This is a genomic window from Pseudomonas mosselii (assembly GCF_003205295.1).
In the GTDB taxonomy this organism is placed as follows: Bacteria; Pseudomonadota; Gammaproteobacteria; order Pseudomonadales; family Pseudomonadaceae; genus Aquipseudomonas; species Aquipseudomonas mosselii_B.
The window spans coordinates 1-17,277 of the sequence record NZ_QJRP01000043.1; the positions used below are offsets into that span (position 1 = coordinate 1).

Genomic DNA, 17,277 nt, shown 5'->3' on the forward strand with positions numbered 1-17,277 from the left:
AGCACTGCCGCCCCAGGCCATCGGCACCGTGCTCGGCTCCACCTACCCCACCCTGGAACCCCTGTTCAGCCAGGGCCACCTGCAGCGCGAGGACAGCCGCAACCAGCTACTGGCCTTGCAGAAGCTTCAGGCCGGACGCTTTCGCCACGCGATCAGCAACCAGCTGTCATTGCAGTGGTACAACCGCTCCCTGCCACCGGGGCAGCGCCTGCAGACCTTGGCCGTGCTGGAGGAGCAAGCGCTGGGCTGCATGGTGCGCAACGATCCCCAGCTGCCGACCCAAGGCGTGCTCAAGGCGCTGGTGCGGATCAAGCAATCCGGGGAAATGCAGCGAATCGTCGAGCGGTATACCGACGGCCAGGTCTTTCAAGGTGCTCGACGTTAGAGGTGCAGCGCCTATCAGATCGAGCGCCGCGCGGGCGGCGCTCGATCTGATAGGCGCTGCAGGGGTTGCGGCGGACACCTGGATGCCCTCACCCAAGACAAGCATGAGACAGGCTCCATTGGTCCAAACACTCCGGTTTAACCTGTCAACCCTCTCCGCACGCCTGCCAGCACTACCGCACTCAGGAACAACCCAAAACCGAACACCCCATGCGTGGCCAAGCTACGCAGGCAGCTCCTGAGCGGCGTCGGGGTACGGGTGGCGAAATACCCCGCCCCAAACGCGGGCTGCACCACACACAACGGCACAAGCACCGAGACGATTCCAAACAGCAAGGCTGGCCACAGTGTCGGCCCTTGCAACCACCCCTCCCCGGCAATAGCCACCAGCAGCGCCGCAAACACCAGACCCGTGGCGTAGTGGAGCAACCAGCCCCACGCCAGTTCCCCCCTGACCAGTGCAGCCTTGCCGATCGCCGCATGCCGCCAGCGCCCCGCGAACAGGTGGCCCGCCCAGCGCCCGACCATCGCGTAGTTCAGGGTGGTGACGCCCAGGCGCCTGAGCAGCAAGGTCCACAGGTCCATGACCAGGGTGGCACCGATACCGATAAGCAAAATGGAAAATACGAGAGAAGAAACGCTCATGACGAAAGCCCTTGGCAGATTGACGGAAAGGTCGATGCCGAGCAGCATGCAAGTTGAAGTCAACTTCAAGTCAAGGGAGCCGCGATGGACATTGCCGATGTCGCCAGACGCACCGGAGTGCCGGCGTCGACATTGCGTTATTACGCGAACAAGGGCTTGCTCACATCGCTCGCCGGCCATGGCCAGCGCCGGCAATTTCCGGCAGATACGCCAGAACGCCTGGCCCTGATCGCCCTGGGCCAGGCGGCGGGCTTTTCGCTGGATGAAGTGGCGGCGATGCTGGACGAGCAACGGGTCGACCGAGCGCTGCTGCTGGCCAAGGCCGATGAGATCGAGCAGAGGATCAAACGCCTGCAGGCGATGAGCAAAGGGCTGCGGCATGCGGCAGTGTGCCCCGAAGAGAACCACCTGCAATGCCCGACTTTCCAGCGATTGATGCAGGTGTCAGCCAGCAAGGGCAAGCGTGGGAGTCGCCCTGCCCCGCGATAAGGCCCGCCAGACCAAAGTACGACAGCAGGCTCAGTAGCCGTGCAACTCGCGGAACGGCTGGCCCTTGTGGTAATTGATCCACTCCTCCACGTCATAGGGCAGGTACAACTGCCGCCGCGCCCGCGACAGGGCGATGTACACCGCGCAGATCCGCGCATCGAAGGCGTAGGCGTCCTTGAAGCGCTGGGTGGTCATCAGCTCCGGCGTCAACAGCACCTGGTCGAACTCCAGGCCACCAGCCTCCTCGGCCATCAACAGCGTGAGGCTGGCGGACTGCGCGGCGACTCGCGCGTCCAGACCGGTCAGGTCGGCAAGCTTGAAACCCGCCTCCAGCCGCGCCTCGACCCACTGGAACGCGGCATCGAAACGCTCGGACTCACGCACCTGCTGCCAGTCGAGCAGGTGCGCGAAGTACGCATGCGGCCCTTCGGCGTCCTGCCCCGGCGCATAGAACGCCGCCCTGAACAGGCCAATCGCGGTAACCATGAAGCGCCGCATGTCCGGCCAGTCGGGGAAGTTCAGCAGGCAGTTGGACCCGGCCATCTCCATGGCCCAGCGCATCGTGTCCCAGCGTGAGGCGGTCAGTACCACGCAACCTTCGGGCGGGACAAACCCTTCGGGGAAGTGCTCGATGCCGACATCGACATGCCGCGCCGCCTCGAACGCGACCTTGGACTTCTTCGAGTGCACACCGATCAACGGGTTGATCAGGCGCTCCACCTTGGGCCCGGAGCGCACGGCGAAGGCCATCTCCTTCTGCCGCACCTGGCGCTCACGCCTGACCACCTCGCCGGCTGCCTTCTGGTATTCGTCGCCCAGGGTGATCAGCACCTGGCGGCCGCGCTCGATGATCTGCAGCAGCGAGGCCGGCACGTCCTGGCTCTCGTCGATGATCACATGGCTGAAACGCCCGGGCACACTGCAGGCCCCCAGGCTGGCGCGCTTGAGCAGCAGCAACGCCTCGAACCCGGTCTGGGCGCCCCAGGCCGGCTGCGCCTCCAGGTAACGCCACAGGCGGCTGGCGTACTCGAGCAGCACCTGGGCATCAAGGCCGGACAGCGCCTGGCGAAAGTGCGGCAGGTGGCGGTTGGACAGGCTGTAGTCCCGCGACTCGCAATAGTTGCGCAGCACTTCCAGGCAGATATCCAGTGCGTGCTCGGCGTCGTACTGGCGCAGCCCGACGATCCCCAGCTCTTCGGCCAGCCGGCGCTTGCCGGGACCGCGCTGCACCGTCCGGGCGAAAGCCGGCCGGGTATCCTTGAGCAGGGCCCGGGCGAACTGGCCGAAGGTCATGCCGACCTTGGCCTGGGCATCCAGCCCCATGCGCCGACGCAGGGTACCGAGCTTGGCCGGCGTGCGCGCCAGGGCCAGCACCCGGCCACGGGGCAGGCAGTCCATCAGCGCGCCGAGCAGGTAGCTCTTGCCGATCCCGGCATAGCCCTGCACATGGATGTCCTCGTCAAGGTTGGCCTGGATGACCTTGAGCAGCTTGTCCTGCTCGACGGTCAGCCAGCGCTCGCTGTCAAAGCCGGTGGTCACCCGCTGGCTGAACGGGTTGTCACTGTGATGCAGGCGAATGCGGTAGTCGAAATCCCACTTGCCGTCCGCCAGCAGGTACTCCCGCGCCAGCACCTGTTCGGCATCGAGCAGGCGCAGCTTGGAGCCCTTGATCACCTCGAGGCCGAAATAGAGCTTGCGCGCATCGAACAGCCGGCGTGCCTCGGACAGCAAGCCCACGCCAGGCGAGTGCGCGCCATCGACCGCCCACGCCAGCAGCTTGCCCAGGACCTTTTCTGCCGCCCGCGCATCGACCTGGCCCTGTGCCTGGGCCAGGTTCTGGATCACCAGTATTGCTGCCAGCTCCGGCTCGCCCAAGGCCTCGAGCGCAGGCGCGCCCTCGGCCTGCAGCAAGGTCTGGCACACCTCTGCGGTGACCGGCAAGTACACCGGATGGGAAAAGTCGAAGTGCTCGGGCTGCATGTCGGTACGGGTCCGGGGATCACTCAAGGTTTGTCGGATTCAGCGGCCTGCCCCACCACCAGTTCGAAGCGGTAGGCTCCCAGCGACCCCGCCATGTCGCCGGGATAGCTGACACCCGCCTGCGGTGCATCGAGTACGCCATCTAGCTCATGCAGGGCCAGTTCCAGCAGCTTGCGCAAGTCACGCACCGACCGCGCCGACACCTGCACCTGCAGCTCGAAGGCCGCCGCGTCAGCCGTTACTGCCACCGGCACCGCCGCCTCCTCGAGAATGCGCTCATGCTCTTCTTCCATCTGGTCGAGCACCTGCGACAGCTCCAGCACGCGCTCGGGGCTGGCGGCCATCTGGTCCTTGATTTCAAGGCGGCGCATCTGCCATTCGCGGATTTTCTGGCGGGTGAGGTCGTCGACATGTTCCACGGTCGCTATCTCCTGGCCGATTGGGCTGACACGATGGGATGCATGATAAGGCGCTGCGCGGGATCGTGCAGGCGGAAAACGGTGCGAGGGTGTAAAGAAAAGCGTCTGATGGGCAACGCCTGGCGGGTACGTCGGAAAATTCCTGCGCCCAAAATGGAGGCGGCCCCACCAGCCACACCCCGGCACTCGATGTTCCCGCTATGGCTGCTCCCTTCCGGGCCTGACCAGGTTAACGGGTAATCAATGCGGGGGGACCGATGGGGCCACCACGACGGCTCGTCAGCTGACGAGCCGCGCCATTGTACAGCGCCAGGGCGAAGTTACAACCTTTGATCGTGAAAAAACCATCATTTCTCAAGGACTTGTGGTTTTGACGCGGTCTCGGGTCGGGCTGCGCTGGCTCGCAGGAAGCTGAGTGCTCAGGTGCTCCACGCCCCCTGTGGGAGCGGGTTTACCCGCGAACACCGGCGGAGCCGGTGCCATCCACCGCGCTGGATTCTTCGCGGGTGAACCCGCTCCCACAGGGAACCTGATCCGTATTTACGGCGGAGTCAGACGCTGATACCACGCTCCGCCAGGAAACCTACGAACGCCTCCTCGTCCATCACCGCCACGCCCAGCTCGCCGGCCTTGGCCAGCTTGGAGCCGGCGCCGGGACCGGCGACCACGCAGTGGGTCTTGCCGGACACGGAACCCGCCACCTTGGCCCCCAGGCTTTCCAGCTTCTCCTTGGCGATATCGCGGCTCATGCGTTCCAGGGTGCCGGTCAGCACCCAGGTCTGCCCGGCCAGCGGCAAGCCCTCGGCGGACTTCTTCTCGCACGACCAGTGCATGCCGAATTCCAGCAACTGGGCCTCGATGGCACGGGCCAACTGCTGGTTGGCCTCGACCTTGAAGAACTCGCGCACCCCGTCGGCGGCCTTGGTATTCAGGGCCTGGCGCAAGTCGATGCCATCGGCGGCGATGATCTTGTCCAGCGTGCCCAACTTGTCTACCAGCTTCTCGGCGCCAGTCGGCCCGACCGAGGGGATGTCGAGCTTGGCCAGCATGCCGGCCAGCGTGGTGCTGGCGGCGAACTCGGCGGCCAGCTCACCCTCGTCCTGCAACTGCATGCCACTGGCCAGCAACTGCGCGATGACCTCACGGTTGTGCGCGTCCTCGAAGAAGTTGTGGATCTCGTGGGCAACCTCAAGGCCGATGTCCGGCAGATAGGTCAACACCTGCGGCAACGCCACCTGCACCCGCGCCAGGCTGCCCAGGGACCGGGCCAGGACCTTTGCCGTCTCCTCCCCCACATCGGGGATGCCCAGCGCATAGATGAAACGCGCCAGGCTCGGGCGCTTGCTCGTCTCGATGGCGGCCAGCAACTTGTTGCTCGACACTTCGGCAAAGCCTTCCAGCGCCACCACCTGGTCGAAGGTCAGGTGGTAGAGATCGGCCGGCGAACGGATCAGGTTCTCATCGACCAGCTGTTCGACGCTCTTCTCGCCCAGGCCGTCGATATCCATGGCCCGGCGCGATACGTAGTGGATGATCGCCTGCTTGAGCTGGGCAGCGCAGCTCAAACGCCCCACGCAACGGTACACCGCGCCTTCGCTGGTGGTTTCCTTGCCCTTGCTGCGCTTGACGAGCTGGGTGCGTTCGACCTGCGAGCCGCACACCGGGCACTGCGTGGGCACCTCGACCGGCCGGGCGTCCTGCGGACGGCGGTCGAGCACCACCTGCATCACCTGCGGGATCACATCGCCGGCGCGGCGGATGATCACCGTGTCGCCGATGCGCAGGCCCAGGCGGGCGATCTCGTCCATGTTGTGCAGGGTGGCGTTGGACACGGTCACACCGGCCACCTTGACCGGCTTGAGCCGCGCCACCGGCGTCACCGCGCCGGTGCGGCCAACCTGGAACTCGACGTCGAGCACCTCGGTGAGTTCTTCCATGGCCGGGAACTTGTGGGCGATCGCCCAGCGCGGCTCGCGGGCGCGAAAGCCCAGCTCACGCTGGGAGGCCAGGCTGTTGACCTTGAACACCACACCGTCGATCTCGTAGGGCAGGCCATTGCGACGGGCACCGATATCGCGGTAGTAGGCCAGGCACTCATCGATACCGGCGGCGTGGCGCAGCTCGCGGCTGATCGGCAGCCCCCAGGTCTTGAGCTTCTCGAGGATACCGATATGGCTGTCGCCAAAGGGTTCGGACACCTGGCCGACGCCATAGCAGCAGAATTCCAGCGGGCGGCTGGCGGTGATCTTCGAGTCCAGCTGGCGCAGGCTGCCGGCCGCGGCATTGCGCGGGTTGGCGAAGGTCTTGCCGCCGGCGTCGGCCTGGGCAGCGTTGAGCCGGTCGAAGCCGGCCTTGCTCATGTACACCTCGCCGCGCACCTCCAGCACCGCCGGCCAGCCCTCGCCCTGCAGCTTGAGCGGGATGTTGCGCACGGTGCGCACGTTGGCGCTGATGTCCTCGCCGGTGGTGCCGTCGCCACGGGTGGCGCCCTGCACCAGCTGGCCATCGCGGTACAGCAGGCTCACCGCCAGGCCGTCGAGTTTCGGCTCGCAGCTGTAGTCTACCGCTGCCTGATCACCGCCCGGCAGGTCCAGGCCCTCCACCACGCGGCGACCGAAATCGCGCAGGTCATCCTCCTCGAAGGCGTTGCCCAGGCTGAGCATCGGCACCTCGTGGCGGACCTGGCTGAAAGCCGACAGCGCCGCCCCCCCGACGCGCTGGGTCGGCGAGTCCGGGGTCACCAGGTGCGGGTGTTCAGCTTCCAAGGCCTTGAGTTCGTTGAACAGGCGGTCGTATTCGGCATCGGGCACGCTGGGTTCGTCGAGCACATAGTAGCGGTAGTTGTGCTGGTCGAGTTCGGCGCGCAGGGCATGGATTCGGGATTCGGCGTTCATGGGTCGTCTTCTCTTGCAAAGCAAAAGAGCAGCCCCTGGCTGCTCTTTTGCTTGAATCATCGCGGCGCGGATCGAGGCAGGATCCGCCCGCTCGTAAACATCAGCGTTTCTGGGTCAGGGCGCGGCGCTCGAATTCGACGATGCGCTGACGGTAATGCTCGATGGTCTGGGCGGTCAGCACGCTGCGCTGGTCATCCTTGAGCTCACCGTTGAGCTCGTGGGCCAGCTTGCGGGCGGCAGCCACCATCACGTCGAAGGCCTGCTTGGGATGACGCGGGCCAGGCAGACCGAGGAAGAAGCTCACCGCACGGGTGCTGAAGTGGTCGATGTCGTCCAGGTCGAACACGCCGGGCTTGACCGCGTTGGCCATGGAGAACAGCACTTCGCCGTGGCCGGCCATGCTCTCGTGGCGGTGGAAGATGTCCATTTCGCCGAAGCGCAGGCCGCTTTCGAGGATGTTCTGCAGCAGCGCCGGGCCCTTGAAGCCACCTTCGTCACGGGAGATGACGCTGATCACCAGCACTTCCTCGGCCGGCGGCAGCTCCTTGGCTGGCGTGCTCGGCGCGGTGAAGCCGCCGTTGCGGGTATTGTCGGCGGCGAAATCGTCGTCGCCGCCGTCGAACAGGTCGGGCTCACGCGGCTCTGCAGCCAGGTTCAGGTCACCCTGCTGCGGCTCACTGTGGTTGCGCTTGCCACGCTTGACCTTGGCCGGCTTGGGTTCGCGCTCGCGCTCACGCTCACGCTCAGGGGCGCTCACCGACGGCAGGTCGGACTCGTCCAGCTCAGGTTCTTTATGGGTATCCAGCACGCGTGCCGGGCCGAGCACCTCGGCACCGCCGCCGTCGTCGTCCGGGGCGTTGGCGTAGCTACGGTCCAGACGGAACTTCAACTTGCCCTTGCCGCCGCGCATGCGGCGCCAGCCGTCGAAAAGAATACCGGCGATGACAATTATGCCGATGACGATCAGCCACTCGCGCAGACCGATTTCCATGTAATCCCGTGCCTCTATAAAAAATATGCTTGAAAACAAAGGCTTCAAAGGCCTTTAACACGTGGCGCCAACTCTATGTTCTGACAGGCGTTTTACCCACGCAAAAAACAAGTGACATTAAGCTAGCACGACCAAAGGCAACTTTACACCGTCTGTCGCGTCTGCTGAGGCTTTTGCCTGTATGTTCACACCCTTTCTTTACCCCTTACGCATCGACCATGGCCATTGCCTCTTCCACATCAACTGCTACAAGACGTGAACAGCCCGGCTCGTGCATGGTCACCCCCATCAGCTGGTCGGCCATTTCCATGGCGATCTTGTTGTGGGTGATGTAGATGAACTGCACGGTCTCGCTCATTTCCTTGACCAGGCGGGCATAGCGCCCGACGTTGGCGTCGTCCAGCGGCGCGTCGACTTCGTCGAGCATGCAGAACGGCGCCGGGTTCAGCTTGAAGATGGCGAACACCAGGGCCAGGGCCGTCAGTGCCTTCTCGCCGCCGGACAGCAGATGGATGGTGCTGTTCTTCTTGCCCGGTGGACGCGCCATGATCGTCACCCCTGTATCGAGTAGATCTTCGCCCGTCAGTTCCAGATAAGCGCTGCCGCCACCGAAAACTTTTGGGAAAAGTGCCTGTAATCCGGCATTTATCTGATCAAAGGTATCCTTGAAACGGTTGCGGGTTTCCTTGTCGATCTTGCGGATGACGTTTTCCAGGGTCTCCAGCGCCTCGACCAGATCGGCGTCCTGGGCGTCCAGGTAACGCTTGCGTTCGGACTGCTGTTCGTATTCCTCGATGGCCGCCAGGTTGATCGCACCCAGGCGCTGGATACGTGCCTCGAGTTGCTCCAGGGCCTGTTCGGTGCCCTGCTCGCTGGCGTCGGCCTCGAGCGTAGCGAGCACGCCCTGAAGATCGTAGCCGTCGGCGAGCAGTTGTTCCTGCAAGGTCTTGCGTCGCACATCCAGCCCTTGGGACTCCAGACGCTGCTGCTCCAGTTGGCCACGCAGCAGCTGCGACTGCTGCTCGGCCTGGGTGCGGCGCCGCTCGGCATCGCGCAGTTCGCGGTCGGCCTCGTCCATGTGCAGGCGCGCCTGGCGCATTTCCTCGTCGACGCTCATGCGTCGTTCCAGCAGCTCTTCGAGCTTGAGGCGCAATTCTTCCAGCGGCGCCTCGCCCTCCTCCAGGTTCAGGTTCAACTGCTCCTGGCGCTCGCCCAGGCGCACGGCCTGCTGTTCCAGGCGTTCGAGGGCCTGGCGGGTCGAGTCGTGCTGGGCGCGCAGCGAGCCCAGGCGCACGGCCAGCTGGTGGGCGTGGTCCTTGTGCTGGCGGGCTTCCTGGCGGATGCGGTCGAGGCCTTCGCGCAGGGTGTCGCGGCGCGCCATCAGCAGCTCGCGCTGTTCGGTGTCCTGGGCCATCAGCTCCAGGGCTTCCTGCAGCAGCAGGCGCGCCTCGCCCAGTTGCTCGTGCTCCAGGGCGCGCTGCTCCTGCAGCTCGATCAATTCTTCCTGCAGGCGGCGACGGCGCAGCTCCAACTGCTCGGCACGGGCACGTCCGGCGGACAGGCGTGCCTTGAGCTCGCCGTGCTGACGGCCTTCGTCCTGACTGCGACGACGCAGTTGCTCGCGTTGCTCCTCCAGGTCGAGCTGCTGCTCGCGCAGGCGTTGCAACTGCTCGTCAAGCTGTTCGAGCAAGGCCTCCTGCTCCAGCTGCTCCTGGCCCAGCCGCTCGATCTCCTGGCCTCGGGCCAGCACGCCACCCTGAGCCTCGCCACCTCGACTGACCCGCAGGAAGTGCCGCCCGACCCAGTAGCCGTCGCGGCTGACCAGGCTCTGCCCAGCGCCCAGCGACGCCCGCCGGGCCAGGGCCTGCTCCAGGGTGTCCACCGGCATGACCTGGCCCAGCCAGGGCGACAGGTCGACGCGTCCTTCTACCTTGTCTAGCAGGCTGCCGGCAACGGCCGTGCCCTCTCCCCCCGCCAGCAGCAGGCGCAGTTCGCCCTGCTCCAGCGCGGCGAACTCCAGGCCGGTGAAGTCATCCAGCAGCACCGCCTGCAGATCGGCGCCCAGCACCGTTTCCACCGCCAGTTCCCAGCCGGGCTCGACCCGCAGCCCCTCGGCCAGCCGTGGCCGCTGCTCCAGGCCCTGGGCGCGCAGCCAGTCGGCGGCCCCGACACCCGGCTCCAGCGCGGCCTGCTGCAAGGCTTCGAGGGACGCCAGGCGCCCGCCCAGGCGCTGCAGGTCACCCTGCTGCTGTTGCTGCGCCTGGCTGGCCTGCTGCATCTGCTCGCGCAACGTTTCCAGCTGCTCGACCACCTGCTGCTCCTGCAGCTGGAGTTCTTCGAGCAGCAACTCACTGCCGGCCACCTGCTCGCTTAGGTCGTTGGTCTCGGTATCCTGCGTATCCTCGCCGAGCTGGTCACGCTCTTCGCCCAGCTTGCGCTGGCGCTCTGCCAGGCGTTCCAGGCTGGCCTCCAGCTGCGCCAGGCGCGCCTGCTGCACTTCGGCCTGGCGGCGCGGCTCGGCGGAGCGGGTGTTGAAGCTGTCCCACTGCTCCTGCCAGCCGTGCATGCCCAGCTCGGCCTCCTCCAGGGTCGCCGCAGCCTCCTCGGCCGAGGCCAGGGTCAGTTCCTGCTCGGGCTCGAGCATCGCCAGCTCTTCACCGAGGGTCGCCAGCAAGGTGCGGTCGTGCCCCAGGTGCGATTCGGTTTCCAGACGGCTGCGTTCGGCCTCCTTGAGGTCGTCCTGCAACTGACGCAGGCGTTGCTGGCCATGCTGGATGCTCTGCTCGACCCGGGCGATATCGCCGGCCACCGAATAGAAGCGGCCCTGCACCTGATTGAAGCGCTCGGACAGCTCATGATGGCCGTCGCGCAGGCGCTCGATGCTGGCATCGGCGTTGCGCTGCTCGGCGACCAGGGCCTCGAAGGCGATCTCCTGGTCGCCGATGACCGTCTCGCGCTGGCGCACCCGCTCATCCAGGTCGCGCCAGCGCAGGGCCGCCAGGCGTGCCTTGAGCTGGCGCTCCTCGGCCTTGTACTCGCGATACTTCTCGGCGGCCTGGGCCTGGCGATGCAGACGCTCGAGCTGGCGTTCGAGCTCTTCGCGCAGGTCGGTCAGGCGCGCCAGGTTCTCCTGGGTGCGGCGGATGCGGTTCTCGGTCTCGCGGCGGCGCTCCTTGTACTTGGAGATGCCCGCCGCCTCCTCGATGAAATTGCGCAGCTCCTCGGGCTTGGCCTCGATCAGCTTGGAGATCATGCCCTGCTCGATGATCGAGTAGCTGCGCGGCCCCAGGCCCGTGCCGAGAAAGATATCGGTGATATCACGGCGCCGGCACTTGGTACCGTTGAGGTAATAGGTGTTCTGCCCGTCGCGGGTGACCTTGCGGCGGATCGAGATCTCGGCGTAGGCGGCGTACTCGCCGACCAGGGTGTTGTCGCTGTTGTCGAACACCAGCTCGATGCTGGCCTGGCTGACCGGCTTGCGGCTGGTGGAGCCGTTGAAGATGACATCGGTCATCGACTCGCCGCGCAGGTTCTTGGCCGAGCTTTCGCCCATCACCCAGCGCACCGCGTCGATGATGTTGGACTTGCCGCAGCCATTGGGGCCGACCACGGCCGCCATGTTACTGGGAAAATTGACCGTGGTCGGGTCGACGAAGGACTTGAACCCGGCCAGGCGGATGCACTTCAGGCGCATCGGTCAGACCCGCGCCAGCGCCGCCAGCACCAGTTCGCAACTGCGCTGGCAATAGGCGGTGAGCACCTCGCGGATGCGCGGCAGGTCGCGGGCGACCACGGCTTCGAGCAGGCGGGCGAACAGCTCCAGGTAATCGACCATGTTGGCCTGGCGCTGGTCCAGGGCCAGGTAGTAGGCGCGGCTCATGGCCGGCTGCAGGTTCTCGACGGTTTCCTGCAGGTACGGGTTGTTGGCGAACGGATAGGCGGCGCGCATCACCGCGAAGCTGTCGCCGACGAAGGCCTTGATGTCCTTGGCGGCGTGGGCCTGCTTGAGGCGCTGCTGGATGTCCAGGAATGGGTGCAGGTCGCTGTCGCTGCGCCAATGCTGGGCAACGGCGTTGCCCAGCAGGATGTAGAACTCGCCCATCAGGGTGCACAGGCTGCGCACGCTGTTTTCGTCCAGCTCGGTCACATGGGCGCCGCGCCGCGGCAGGATCGCCACCAGGTGACGGCGTTCGAGGATGAGCAGCGCCTCGCGCACCGAGCCACGGCTGACGTTGAGGGCCTGGGTGACCTTCTGCTCCTGGATGCGCTCGCCGGGTGCGAGTTCGCCGCGGATGATCCGCTCGGCCAGGTAGTGGGCAATTTGCTCGGAGAGGCTGTCCGGCGCCTTGAACGTCATGGTTTTCCTTCGCGATCTGGGTAGCTGTGCACAAGGGCGCGATTGTAGCGCACTTGTCCCGTGCCCGCGCAGCGGCGCGACGCGCTTTGTGCGACTGGCGGGTCAACTTTCCCACTCGGCGCGAACTATGCTTGGAGAAAGGCTCGATGAAGCGGTTCGGAAGGCCTCTGGACGAAATCTTGACCTTTGGGTCAGAAAATTATTGACCTCAGGGTCAAGCGTTGCTTAGAGTCCGCCCGAACAACAATAAAACCATTGCGAGGCCCTCCCCCGTGATCCAGTTTCTCGTCAACCAGGAGCTGCGCAACGAGCACGCCCTGGACCCGAACATGACGGTGCTGCAATACCTGCGCGAGCACCTGGGCAAACCCGGCACCAAGGAAGGCTGCGCCAGCGGCGACTGCGGCGCCTGCACCGTGGTCGTCGGCGAACTCGTCGAGGACGACCAGGGCGGCGACGCCATCCGCTACCGCAGCCTCAACTCATGCCTGACGTTCGTGTCCTCCCTGCACGGCAAGCAGCTGATCAGCGTCGAGGGCCTCAAGCACCAGGGCGAACTGCACAGCGTGCAGAAAGCCATGGCCGATTGCCATGGTTCGCAGTGCGGCTTCTGTACCCCCGGCTTCGTCATGTCGCTGTTTGCCCTGCAGAAGAACAGCGAGGGCCACGACCTGCACCAGGCCCAGGAAGCCCTGGCCGGCAACCTGTGCCGCTGCACCGGCTACCGGCCGATCCTCGAAGCCGCCGAGCAGAGCTGCGCCCGCCCCTGCCGCGACCAGTTCGACGCCCAGCAGGCGCAGACCATCGCCCGCCTCAAGGCCATCGCCCCGCAACAGACCGGCGAGCTCAACAGCGGCGACAAGCGCTGCCTGGTGCCGCTGACCGTGGCCGACCTGGCCGACCTGTACAGCTCGCACCCCGAGGCACGCCTGCTGGCCGGCGGCACCGACCTGGCGCTGGAAGTCACCCAGTTCCATCGCACGTTGCCTGTGATGATCTACGTCGGCCATGTCGCCGAGCTCAAGCGCATCGACAAGACCGCCACCCACCTGGAGATCGGCGCCGCCACCCCGCTGACCGACTGCTACACCGCGCTCAACGAGGAATACCCCGACTTCGGCGACCTGCTGCACCGCTTCGCCTCGCTGCAGATCCGCAACCAGGGCACCTTGGGCGGCAACATCGGCAATGCCTCGCCGATCGGCGACTCGCCGCCCCTGCTGATCGCCCTGGATGCGCAGATCGTCCTGCGCCAGGGCGAACGCCAGCGCACCCTGGCCCTGGAAGACTATTTCATCGACTACCGTATCACCGCGCGCCAGGACAGCGAGTTCATCGAGAAGATCATCGTGCCACGCGCCAGCAATGACTGGGAGTTCCGCGCCTACAAGGTGTCCAAGCGCCTGGACGACGACATCTCCGCCGTGTGCGCGGCGTTCAACCTGAGCATCGAGAACGGCGTGGTCAGCGGCGTGCGCATCGCCTTCGGCGGCATGGCGGCGACTCCGAAACGCGCCCGCGCCTGCGAAGCCGCGCTGCGCGGCAAACCGTGGAACCAGGCCAGCGTCGAGCGCGCCTGCCAGGCCCTGGCCGAGGACTTCACCCCGCTCAGCGACTTCCGCGCCAGCCGCGAGTACCGCCTGCTGACCGCGCAGAACCTGCTGCGCAAGTACTTCATCGAACTGCAAACGCCGCACATCGAAACCCGGGTGACCGCCTATGTCTAACCATCACGCCGTCAAGAGCCAGGCCGAGATGGCCGCATTGTTCAGCCAGGACCTGACCACCGGGGTCGGCCGCAGCCTCAAGCACGACAGCGCCGACAAGCACGTGGCGGGCGAGGCGGTGTACATCGACGACCGCCTGGAATTCCCCAACCAGCTGCACGTCTATGCGCGCACCGCGGATCGCGCTCATGCGCGCATCCTGCGCATCGACACCACGCCCTGCTACCAGTTCGAAGGCGTGCGCATCGCCATCACCCACGAGGACATCCCGGGGCTCAAGGACATCGGCCCGGTGGTGGCCGGCGACCCGCTGCTGGCCATCGACAAGGTCGAGTTCTTCGGCCAGCCGGTGCTCGCCGTGGCCGCCCGCGACCTGGACACCGCCCGCCGTGCGGCGATGGCGGCGATCGTCGAATACGAAGACCTGGAGCCGGTGCTCGATGTGGTCGAGGCGCTGCGCAAGAAACACTTCGTGCTCGACAGCCACACCCACAAGCGCGGTGATTCGGACGCGGCCCTGGCCAGTGCCCCGCACCGTATCCAGGGCAGCCTGCACATCGGCGGCCAGGAGCACTTCTACCTGGAGACCCAGATCAGCTCGGTGATGCCCAGCGAAGACGGCGGCATGATCGTCTACTGCTCCACGCAGAACCCCACTGAGGTGCAGAAACTGGTCGCCGAGGTGCTCGACGTACCCATGCACAAGATCGTTGTCGACATGCGCCGCATGGGCGGCGGCTTCGGCGGCAAGGAAACCCAGGCCGCCAGCCCCGCCTGCCTGTGCGCGGTGATTGCGCGCCTGACCGGCCAGCCGACCAAGATGCGCCTGCCCCGTGTCGAAGACATGATGATGACCGGCAAGCGCCACCCGTTCTACGTCGAGTACGACGTCGGCTTCGACGACACCGGCCGCCTGCACGGGATCAACTTCGACCTGGCCGGCAACTGCGGCTATTCGCCGGACCTTTCCGGCTCGATCGTCGACCGCGCCATGTTCCACTCCGACAACGCCTACTACCTGGGCGACGCCACGGTGCACGGCCACCGCTGCAAGACCAACACCGCCTCCAACACCGCCTACCGCGGCTTCGGCGGCCCGCAGGGGATGGTCGCCATCGAGCAGGTGATGGACCATATCGCCCGCCACCTGGCGCTGGACCCGCTGGCGGTGCGCAAGGCCAACTACTACGGCAAGACCGAGCGCAACATCACCCACTACTACCAGACCGTCGAGCACAACATGCTCGAGGAGATGACCGCCGAGATCGAGGCCAGCAGCGATTACCATGAGCGCCGCGAATCGATCCGCCGCTTCAACGCCAACAGCCCGGTGCTGAAAAAGGGCCTGGCGCTGACCCCGGTGAAGTTCGGCATCTCGTTCACCGCCACCTTCCTCAACCAGGCAGGTGCCTTGATCCACATCTACACCGACGGCAGCATCCACCTCAACCACGGCGGCACCGAGATGGGCCAGGGCCTGAACACCAAGGTTGCGCAGGTAGTGGCGCAGGTGTTCCAGGTCGACTTCGACCGCATCCAGATCACCGCCACCAACACCGACAAGGTGCCCAACACCTCGCCGACCGCGGCCTCCAGCGGCGCCGACCTGAATGGCAAGGCGGCGCAGAACGCCGCCGAGATCCTCAAGAAGCGCCTGACCGAGTTCGCCGCCCGGCACTACAACGTCACCGAGGAGGACGTCGAGTTCCGCAACGGCCATGTGCGCGTGCGCGACCAGATCGTCAGCTTCGAGCAACTGGTGCAGCAGGCCTACTTCGCCCAGGTGTCGCTGTCGACCACAGGTTTCTACCGCACGCCGAAGATCTTCTACGACCGCTCCCAGGCCCGTGGCCGGCCGTTCTACTACTTCGCCTTCGGCGCCGCCTGTGTGGAAGTGATCGTCGACACCCTGACCGGCGAGTACAAGATGCTGCGCGCCGACATCCTGCACGACGTCGGCGACTCGCTGAACCCGGCCATCGATATCGGCCAGGTCGAGGGCGGCTTCGTCCAGGGCATGGGCTGGCTGACCACCGAGGAGCTGGTGTGGAACGCCAAGGGCAAGCTGATGACCAACGGCCCGGCCAGCTACAAGATCCCGGCGGTGGCCGACATGCCGATCGACATGCGCGTCAAGCTGGTGGAAAACCGCAAGAACCCCGAGGACACGGTGTTCCACTCCAAGGCCGTGGGCGAGCCGCCGTTCATGCTCGGCATCGCCGCCTGGTGCGCGATCAAGGACGCGGTGGCGAGCATCGCCGACTATCGCGTGCAGCCGAACATCGACGCGCCGTCGACGCCGGAGCGGGTGCTGTGGGGGTGTGAGCAGATGCGCAAGGTGGTGGCTGCGCAGCAGCCTGTGGAGCCCGCATTGGAAACCGTCACCCACTGATAACGCGGGACCCTGTAGGAGCGGCCTTGTGTCGCGAAAGGGCTGCGCAGCAGCCCCAAAAATCTTCATTGCGGCACAGATCCTGGGGCCGCTGCGCGACCCTTTCGCGACACAAGGCCGCTCCTACAAGGGCACGAGGAGGATTCAAATCATGCACCAATGGATCAACGCCCTCGCCGACCATCAAGCCCGCGGCGAACCCTGCGTCCTGGTGACCATCATCGAGGAACGCGGCTCCACGCCGCGCAACGCCGGCTCGAAAATGGTGGTCAGCGCCAGCGCGCTGTACGACACCATCGGCGGCGGCCACCTGGAGTTCAAGGCCCTGCACATCGCCCGGCAGATGCTCGAGGAACACCGCAGCACCCCGCACCTGGAGCGCTTCAGCCTCGGCGCCAGCCTCGGCCAGTGCTGCGGCGGCGCCACCGTGCTGCTGTTCGAGCCGATGACCGGCGTGCAGGCCGAGATCGCCGTGTTCGGCGCGGGCCATGTCGGCCGCGCTCTGGTACCCTTGCTCGCCGCGCTGCCCTGCCGGGTGCGCTGGATCGACTCGCGCGAGCAGGAATTCCCCGACGCCATCCCCAGCGGGGTGAGCAAGATCGTCAGCGAAGAGCCGGTCGACGAAGTCGCCGACCTGCCCGCCGGCAGCTACTGCATCGTCATGACCCACAACCATCAGCTGGACCTGGAGCTGACCGCCGCGATCCTCAAGCGCAACGATTTCACCTGGTTCGGCCTGATCGGCTCGAAGACCAAGCGGGTCAAGTTCGAGCACCGCCTGCGCGAGCGCGGTTTTGACGACGCGCTGATGGCGCGGATGCGCTGCCCGATGGGCCTGGCCGAGGTCAAGGGCAAGCTGCCGATCGAGATCGCCGTGTCCATCGCCGCCGAAATCATTGCCACCTACAACGCCTGCTTCGGCCAGCACGACGCTGCCGCCAATTCAGGCCCCATCGCCCAGTTGCTGCCGTCCTCGCGACGCAGCCAGACCCTTTGACG

General features: G+C 65.8%; 11 protein-coding genes, 1 other RNA gene and 1 pseudogene. 5 read left to right on the plus strand and 8 right to left on the minus strand.

Annotated elements, in window-relative coordinates; genetic code table 11:
* Positions 1 to 385, plus strand: a pseudogene (locus DMX06_RS23645) (transporter substrate-binding domain-containing protein); the annotation flags it as partial.
* Positions 386 to 522: 137 nt separating this feature from the next.
* Here DMX06_RS23645 and DMX06_RS23650 read toward each other — a convergent pair.
* Positions 523 to 1,029 (minus strand): DUF2938 domain-containing protein, encoded by a 507-nt coding sequence (locus DMX06_RS23650; RefSeq protein WP_110739627.1) that lies wholly within the window; start codon positions 1,027 to 1,029, stop codon positions 523 to 525.
* Positions 1,030 to 1,113: 84 nt separating this feature from the next.
* Here DMX06_RS23650 and DMX06_RS23655 point away from each other — a divergent pair, with 84 nt between their 5' ends.
* Positions 1,114 to 1,518, plus strand: a complete 405-nt coding sequence (locus tag DMX06_RS23655; RefSeq protein ID WP_050706584.1) for a helix-turn-helix domain-containing protein — start codon at positions 1,114 to 1,116, stop codon at positions 1,516 to 1,518.
* 30 nt (positions 1,519 to 1,548) lie between these two features.
* Here DMX06_RS23655 and DMX06_RS23660 read toward each other — a convergent pair whose 3' ends face one another.
* The 7 genes from DMX06_RS23660 to DMX06_RS23690 form a co-directional block, all read right to left on the minus strand.
* Positions 1,549 to 3,498: a hypothetical protein gene (locus DMX06_RS23660; RefSeq protein ID WP_110739603.1), complete on the minus strand. Its 1,950-nt coding sequence runs from the start codon at positions 3,496 to 3,498 to the stop codon at positions 1,549 to 1,551.
* 23 nt (positions 3,499 to 3,521) lie between these two features.
* Positions 3,522 to 3,917 carry a hypothetical protein gene (locus tag DMX06_RS23665; RefSeq protein ID WP_110739604.1) on the minus strand — a complete coding sequence of 132 codons (396 nt, stop codon included), beginning with the start codon at positions 3,915 to 3,917 and terminating at the stop codon, positions 3,522 to 3,524.
* Positions 3,918 to 4,080: 163 nt separating this feature from the next.
* Positions 4,081 to 4,177: signal recognition particle sRNA small type (ffs, locus tag DMX06_RS23670), an RNA gene on the minus strand.
* Positions 4,178 to 4,468: 291 nt separating this feature from the next.
* Positions 4,469 to 6,811, minus strand: coding sequence for an NAD-dependent DNA ligase LigA (ligA, locus tag DMX06_RS23675; protein ID WP_110739605.1), 2,343 nt, complete (start codon positions 6,809 to 6,811; stop codon positions 4,469 to 4,471).
* A gap of 100 nt (positions 6,812 to 6,911) precedes the next feature.
* Complete coding sequence (zipA, locus tag DMX06_RS23680; protein WP_110739606.1) at positions 6,912 to 7,802, minus strand: cell division protein ZipA; 891 nt, start codon at positions 7,800 to 7,802, stop codon at positions 6,912 to 6,914.
* A gap of 205 nt (positions 7,803 to 8,007) precedes the next feature.
* Positions 8,008 to 11,496: a chromosome segregation protein SMC gene (gene smc / locus DMX06_RS23685; RefSeq protein WP_110739607.1), complete on the minus strand. Its 3,489-nt coding sequence runs from the start codon at positions 11,494 to 11,496 to the stop codon at positions 8,008 to 8,010.
* Between the two features lie 3 nt (positions 11,497 to 11,499).
* Positions 11,500 to 12,159, minus strand: coding sequence for a GntR family transcriptional regulator (locus DMX06_RS23690; RefSeq protein WP_110739608.1), 660 nt, complete (start codon positions 12,157 to 12,159; stop codon positions 11,500 to 11,502).
* A 272-nt stretch (positions 12,160 to 12,431) separates the two neighbouring features.
* Between DMX06_RS23690 and xdhA the strand changes: the two genes are divergently transcribed.
* The 3 genes from xdhA (at position 12,432) to xdhC (ending at position 17,275) form a co-directional block, all read left to right on the plus strand.
* Complete coding sequence (gene xdhA / locus DMX06_RS23695; protein WP_110739609.1) at positions 12,432 to 13,886, plus strand: xanthine dehydrogenase small subunit; 1,455 nt, start codon at positions 12,432 to 12,434, stop codon at positions 13,884 to 13,886.
* Complete coding sequence (xdhB, locus tag DMX06_RS23700; RefSeq protein WP_110739610.1) at positions 13,879 to 16,278, plus strand: xanthine dehydrogenase molybdopterin binding subunit; 2,400 nt, start codon at positions 13,879 to 13,881, stop codon at positions 16,276 to 16,278. Before xdhA ends, xdhB begins: the two co-directional genes overlap by 8 nt.
* Before the next feature lie 151 nt (positions 16,279 to 16,429).
* On the plus strand, positions 16,430 to 17,275 hold the full coding sequence (xdhC, locus tag DMX06_RS23705) for a xanthine dehydrogenase accessory protein XdhC (protein ID WP_110739611.1): 846 nt from the start codon (positions 16,430 to 16,432) through the stop codon (positions 17,273 to 17,275).
* Positions 17,276 to 17,277: the final 2 nt, after the last annotated feature.